1 protein-coding gene is annotated in these 869 nt (G+C 57.9%); it reads right to left on the reverse strand.

Annotation, left to right across the window (positions count from 1 at the left end; genetic code table 11):
* Positions 1-85 precede the first annotated feature (85 nt).
* Positions 86-535: a hypothetical protein gene (locus M1L53_RS33060; RefSeq protein WP_261949517.1), complete on the reverse strand. Its 450-nt coding sequence runs from the start codon at positions 533-535 to the stop codon at positions 86-88.
* Between the last annotated feature and the right edge of the window lie 334 nt (positions 536-869).

An 869-nucleotide genomic window follows, 5' to 3' on the forward strand; every position in this document is an offset into this window, starting at 1 on the left:
TCGGCGGCGTCTTGGCGTGTGTCGTAGGGGCCGCGTACGTCGTCGGGGGTGGTGGATCCTTTGTCGGTTTGCAGGATGACGTAGCTCATTCCGCCACCTGCCTGAAGATCCGGGAGCGCACTCGAGATGCCGGAAGGATTGCCTGAAGCCGATCAAGTTCGGCCGTCAACGTATCGAGGCTGGAATAGCTGGCCTCGTGAACCCATCCGCCAAGTCGCGCAAACTGGTAAGCGGATCGAATCTCGATACATCCAACGGCTTTTGGGATCTGGCTTCTTTGCATGGATTGCTCCAGCTCTGTCTGCCTTTGGGCTTTGAACGCTTCGAATCCAAGGTTCCATTGATCGTCGGCAATGACGCCATGCCCGACATGTTCGACCGCAGACAGGATGCCGTACTGGTCGAACACTGCCGTATCGGCGTCTTCGAGCATCCGGGCAAGGCTGTAGCAATCATCGACAGAGTCCATGATGTGCATTTCAGGGGCGCCGTAGCGTTGGGCGAACCACATGATGTAAGTGCCGATCTGAATCATGACCCCACCCGCCATCCGCAGAGTGAGCAGTGCCAGCGGAAGGTGCACTCGCCGTTCATGTCCATTCCCAGACTCGTGAACAATCCCGATGCCACGAATCGCCCACAGATCAAACACTGTGGTTGAGGAGGACGTGCGTCAGGCATCGCGTCCCAAAACGCGTCCTCTTCCGCCCTCTCCGCTTTGAGTTCCGCTTGAAATTGATCCCACGTAATGTCGCTCATGCCGCCACCTGCACTGAGTTGTGGCGTGCGATGTCATTCGCCCATTCGGGATCACAAGTGGCGCAGATGCAGTCAGGTCCGTGGTCGTTCATGCTGGCTCACCGCCTGGT

Origin of the sequence: Rhodococcus sp. T9N, from assembly GCF_024436645.1 — a bacterium.
Classification (GTDB): domain Bacteria; phylum Actinomycetota; class Actinomycetes; order Mycobacteriales; family Mycobacteriaceae; genus Rhodococcus_F; species Rhodococcus_F qingshengii.